The 4,549-nt window shown below is 63.6% G+C and carries 6 protein-coding genes; 3 read left to right on the top strand and 3 right to left on the bottom strand.

The window, feature by feature from the left end; all coding sequences use genetic code 11:
• From ACEN88_RS24990 to ACEN88_RS24980, 3 genes are all read right to left on the bottom strand, one after another.
• Positions 1-185: ATP-binding cassette domain-containing protein (locus ACEN88_RS24990; protein WP_413344024.1), on the bottom strand; the 185-nt coding region annotated here is incomplete at its 3' end.
• 1 nt (position 186) lies between these two features.
• Complete coding sequence (locus ACEN88_RS24985) at positions 187-1,023, bottom strand: ABC transporter permease (RefSeq protein WP_413344022.1); 837 nt, start codon at positions 1,021-1,023, stop codon at positions 187-189.
• Positions 1,024-1,046: 23 nt separating this feature from the next.
• Positions 1,047-2,021, bottom strand: coding sequence for an ABC transporter substrate-binding protein (locus ACEN88_RS24980; protein ID WP_413344020.1), 975 nt, complete (start codon positions 2,019-2,021; stop codon positions 1,047-1,049).
• A 253-nt stretch (positions 2,022-2,274) separates the two neighbouring features.
• On the opposite strand from ACEN88_RS24980, the gene ffh reads away from it, so the two are divergent.
• The 3 genes from ffh to ACEN88_RS24965 all read left to right on the top strand — a co-directional run.
• Complete coding sequence (ffh, locus tag ACEN88_RS24975; RefSeq protein ID WP_413344018.1) at positions 2,275-3,642, top strand: signal recognition particle protein; 1,368 nt, start codon at positions 2,275-2,277, stop codon at positions 3,640-3,642.
• 234 nt (positions 3,643-3,876) lie between these two features.
• Complete coding sequence (locus ACEN88_RS24970; RefSeq protein WP_160409423.1) at positions 3,877-4,281, top strand: SWIB/MDM2 domain-containing protein; 405 nt, start codon at positions 3,877-3,879, stop codon at positions 4,279-4,281.
• A gap of 80 nt (positions 4,282-4,361) precedes the next feature.
• Positions 4,362-4,549 (top strand): helix-turn-helix domain-containing protein (locus tag ACEN88_RS24965; protein ID WP_413344016.1); only part of this gene is annotated, 188 nt, incomplete at its 3' end.

Raw genomic sequence — 4,549 nt, 5'->3', positions numbered from 1 at the left:
GCCGTCGGCGGCGCGAAGCCGGCGACGGCGTTCAGCAGGGTCGACTTGCCGCAGCCGGAAGGCCCCAGCAGGCAGACGAACTGGCCGTGAGGGATCTCGAGACTGATGTCCTGCAGGGCGACCATGCGGCGGCCGTCGCCGTCGAATACTTTACTGACGCTGTCGATCACGATATGCGCGGTCATCTCAATGCTCCAGGCCGCGGTGCCAGCGCAGCAGATGGTTGTTCAGCTTGTTCATGCCGACGTCGATGGCGAGGCCGAGCAGGCCGATCGTGATCATGCCGGCGATGATCTTGTCCGACCAGAAGTACTCGCGCGCCTCCGAGATGCGGAAACCGAGCCCGTTGTTCACGGCGATCATCTCGGCCACGATCACGACGATGAACGCCGTGCCGATGCCGATGCGCATGCCGGTCAGGATGTACGGCACGGCCGCCGGCAGGATCACGCGCAGGAACATCGTCGGCCCGCTCGCGCCCAGGTTGCGCGCCGCGCGCAAATAGATGCCGTCGACCTGGCGCACGCCCGCGATGGTATTCATCAGCACGGGGAAGAAGGCGCCCAGCGCGATCAGGAAGAAGGCCGGCGGGTTGCCGAGGCCGAACCACAGCATCGACATCGGGATGTAGGCGATCGGCGGAATGGGGCGCAGCAGCTGGAACAACGGATTCAGCCAGGCATGCGCGATGCGGCTCGCGCCCATGGCGAGGCCGATCGGCAGCGCCAGCGCGGCGCCGACGAGGAAGCCGACGATCACGCGGTACATGCTGCCGATGGCGTCGGTGATCAATTCGCCGGACACCATCCACGCCAGCTTTCCCCCGCCGCCGTTGACTTCGCGCCAGGTGGCGAAGTCCTGCAGCGGCAGCAGGTACGCGATCCACTTCCGCCAGACCTGCAGCGGGGACGGCAGGACGTGCTCGTTGACCCATCCCATGCTGGCCACCCACTGCCAGATCGCGATCGCGACGACCGGCACGACCAGGCCGATCGCGATGTCCTGCCACCTGCGCTTCACCATCTCCGCTCCTTGCGTGGTTTGGTTTACTTGATGTTCAGGCTCTTCTTCGCCTCATCCAGCAAATCGGTCTTGACCCAGTCCTTCGCCACCGGCGGCTTCGCCATCCGGCCGACACCCGTCTTGACCATGATGTCGGTCGTGGTCTGGATGTGCTCCGGCGTGATGTCGTAGGTATAGGGCGAATTGCTGATCGCGTCGTCGAAGTCGTCCTTCGTGATCTGGCCCTTGAACACGACTTCGCGCACGTATTTCTCGGCCAGCGCGCGGTCGCGGATGAAGGCGCTCGTGGCCATGACGAAGCAGCGCATGAATTTCTCCGCCACGGGGCGCTTCGTGTTGTAGAACTTTTCCGTCATCACCATCGTCCGCACCGGTTCGCCGATCGGCGTGTCGTACGGTTTCAGGACCTCGACGCCGAAGCCCTTGTTGATCGCCTGCGACGACTGGGGTTCGGACTGCATCATGGCGTCGATGTTCTTGCCCAGCAGCGCCTGGTTGAGGTCGGCGTACGCCAGGTAGACGATCTGCACGTCCTTGCCGGGCGCCGGGTCGGCGCTGAGGCCGGCCTTGTGCAACTCGGCCATCAGGAGCACTTCCTGGATGCCGCCGCGCGTCACGCCCACCTTCTTGCCCTTCAGGTCCTTCACGGCCTTGACGTTGGCATCCGCGCGCGCGACGAGCCGGGCGCCGCCTTTCGCGAAGCCGGCCACGACGTAGATCGGGGCACCGCCGGCGCGGCCCGAGATCGCGGCCTCGGACGCCGTCGTGCCGACGTCGAGTTCACCTGCGATGATGGCCTGCATCACGTCCAGGCCCTTCGCGAAGATGCGTTCCTCGACCTTGATCCCGCACTTGGGCGCGATCTCCTTGATGTATGACACCGCGCCGTAGTGCGCGAACTTGAGGTTGCCGAGGCGGACCACGTCCTGCGCCTGGGCGCCGCTCGCGGCCAGCAGCGCGGCGATGGCGAGGGTCTTGCCGAACACGTGTGCTTTCATTGCCTGTCTCTCCGATTGGGGGTGAAACTTTTATTGGAATGAACTGCGTGACGCCTCAGGAACATAAACTCGAAGCAATACATTGTCAAACCATCCAATCAGGTTTTACCAAGAATCAAATCGCCAGGTTGACTGGACGCGTTGCGAATGGCTGAATTGGGGTCTTGACGAGGGAAAACGCGCCCCGACATGGGGTAAAATGGCGGATTGCGCGCCGCCGCCACTTATATATATCAGTACAGAAGGTAGAACGATGCTGGATAACCTGACACAACGCCTTGCCAAGGTCGTCAAGACGATGCGTGGCGAGGCCCGCCTCACGGAGGCGAACACCGCAGAAATGCTGCGCGAAGTGCGCCTGGCCCTGCTCGAGGCCGACGTCGCGCTGCCGGCCGTGCGCGAATTCATCGCCAAAGTGAAGGAAAAGGCGCTGGGCGAGGAAGTCATCGGCTCGCTGTCGCCGGGCCAGGCCCTCGTCGGCGTCGTGCAGAAGGAACTGGGCGCGCTGATGGGCGCCGACCTCGGTCCGGACGCCTCGCAGCTGTCGTTCGCGCAGCAGCCGCCGGCCGTGATCCTGATGGCCGGCCTGCAGGGTGTCGGTAAAACGACCACCACCGGCAAGCTCGCGAAGTACCTCAAGGAAGAGAAGAAGAAAAAGGTCCTGACCGTCTCCGCCGACGTCTACCGCCCCGCCGCAATCGCGCAGCTGGAATCGGTGACGAAGCAGGTCGGCGCCGACTTCTTCCCGTCCACCGCCAGCGACAAGCCGGTCGACATCGCGAAGAACGCGATCGACTGGGCGAAGAAGCACTATCACGACGTCGTCATCATCGACACGGCCGGCCGCCTGGCCATCGACGAGGCGATGATGCAGGAGATCGCCGCCGTGCACGCGGCCGCGAATCCGATCGAGACGCTGTTCGTCGTCGACGCCATGGTCGGCCAGGATGCGATCAACACCGCGAAAGCCTTCAACGACGCGCTGCCGCTGACCGGCGTGATCCTGACGAAGCTCGACGGCGACTCGCGCGGGGGCGCGGCACTGTCCGTGCGCCACGTGACGGGCAAGCCGATCAAGTTCGCCGGCGTCTCGGAAAAGCTGGACGGCCTGGAAGCGTTCGATCCGGCCCGCATGGCCAACCGCGTGCTGGGCATGGGCGACATCCTCGCGCTGGTCGAGGAAGCGCGCAAGGGCGTGGACATGAAGGCCGCGGCCGACATGGCCAACAAGATCAAGTCGGGCGGCAAGTTCGACATGAACGACTTCCGCGCCCAGCTCGCGCAGATGAAGAAGATGGGCGGCATGGCCGGCCTGCTCGACAAGCTGCCGGCCCAGTTCCAGCAGGCCGCGAACGGTGCCAACATGGACCAGGCCGAGAAACAGGTGCGCCGCATGTGCGGCATCATCGACTCGATGACGCCGGCGGAACGCGCCAAGCCGGAACTGATCAAGGCCAACCGCAAGCGCCGCATCGCGGCCGGAGCCGGCGTGCAGGTGCAGGAAGTGAACCGCATGCTGACCCAGTACGAGCAGATGAACACGATGATGAAGAAGCTCAAGGGCGGCGGCCTGATGAAGATGATGCGCGGGATGAAGGGCATGATGCCCGGTATGCGCTGATCCTTGATCCATCTCTAAAAAGCCGTGCGCGACCACCGTCCCGCACGGCTTTTTTGTGCTTGGGACGTCCGTTTTTTCGCTCTAGAGAGGCCCGGGTAACACAACGGGCTATTTTAGGGCTTGTAAGAGTGAAAAAATTTCGAAAAAGACTTGCACGAACACTAAAACCCTACCAATATAAGCCGGGTGCGCTCAAGCGCAAATTTCCATGTGTTCCGTTTAGGAGGCTCGAAGATGGCAACAGCCAAAAAAACCACCGCAGCGCCCGCTAAAAAAGCCGCTGCCAAGCCTGCTGCGGCGGCGAAGCCGGCAGCGAAAAAGGCAGCAGCTCCTGCCAAAGCAGCAGCACCGAAAGCAACCGCCGCAGCAAAGAAGCCTGCCGCGGCACGCAAGCCCAACGCCGCTTTCATGAAAGAGATGACCCCATCGGCAACGCTGGCCGCCGTCGTCGGCGCGAAACCGCTGCCGCGCACGGAAGTGACCAAGAAGGTCTGGGACTACATCAAGGCGCAAAACCTGCAGGACGCGGCCAACCGCCGCATGATCAACGCCGACGACAAGCTGAAAGCCGTCTTCGGTGGCAAGGCGCAGGTGTCGATGTTCGAAATGACCAAGCTGATCTCGGATCACCTCAAATAAGAACATCTGGCTGGCTGCCCCATGGCCCCATACGAAAAGCCCCGGCGAGCCGGGGCTTTTTGTTTTACATGAGCTCCGACATGAGATTCGACCTGACCGACCTGCAGCTGTTCCTGCACGTGCTGGATGCCGGCAGCATCACGGCCGGCAGCCGGCGCGCGCACCTGGCGCTGGCGTCCGCGAGCGAACGCATCCAGCACATGGAAGAGACGCTGGGCGTACCCCTGCTCGTGCGCGGGCGGCGCGGCGTGCAGCCGACGGCCGCGCA

It is taken from the genome of Massilia sp. CT11-108, assembly GCF_047302915.1.
Classification (GTDB): Bacteria; Pseudomonadota; Gammaproteobacteria; order Burkholderiales; family Burkholderiaceae_D; genus Telluria; species Telluria orientalis.
This window is presented reverse-complemented; position numbering and strand designations above follow the sequence as displayed.

Bases quoted from the DNA above. Each gene is read 5' to 3' on its own strand.
- ACEN88_RS24985 (WP_413344022.1), bottom strand. From the start codon at position 1,023: ATGGTGAAGCGCAGGTGGCAGGACATCGCGATCGGCCTGGTCGTGCCG.
- ACEN88_RS24980 (WP_413344020.1), bottom strand. From the start codon at position 2,021: ATGAAAGCACACGTGTTCGGCAAGACCCTCGCCATCGCCGCGCTGCTG.
- ffh (WP_413344018.1), top strand. From the start codon at position 2,275: ATGCTGGATAACCTGACACAACGCCTTGCCAAGGTCGTCAAGACGATG.
- ACEN88_RS24970 (WP_160409423.1), top strand. From the start codon at position 3,877: ATGGCAACAGCCAAAAAAACCACCGCAGCGCCCGCTAAAAAAGCCGCT.